This is a genomic window from Pseudomonas sp. SIMBA_068, from assembly GCF_046534705.1.
GTDB classification, from domain to species: domain Bacteria; phylum Pseudomonadota; class Gammaproteobacteria; order Pseudomonadales; family Pseudomonadaceae; genus Aquipseudomonas; species Aquipseudomonas putida.
Genome location: NZ_JAWRYI010001781.1, coordinates 1 through 232 on the forward strand (window position 1 = coordinate 1; position 232 = coordinate 232).

General features: G+C 61.6%; 1 protein-coding gene. It reads right to left on the minus strand.

The genetic code is table 11. The features are described 5' to 3' along the window. Nucleotides 1-232, minus strand: a 232-nt coding sequence (locus SB756_RS35890) for a hypothetical protein (RefSeq protein ID WP_410914010.1), incomplete at both ends; no start/stop codon positions are given.

Here is a 232-nt window from a genome sequence, read left to right on the forward strand (position 1 = left end):
CTCCTGTCGTTCTGTATCGTGGTCAGCCGGTCGCCGTCCCAGCCGTACCAGGTCACTTGCGGTTTCCGTGACAGCGACATCCAGCCCGTCAGGTCCCGTTCACGTCGCCATACCCGTTTTGCCACCCTGCGGCCCAGCGGGTCGTAAAGATAGCGGCTTTCGACCAGCGGCTCTGCATATTGTGTCCGCGTGTAGTGCACCAGCCGGTGCTGACTGTCGTAATGGTACCGGT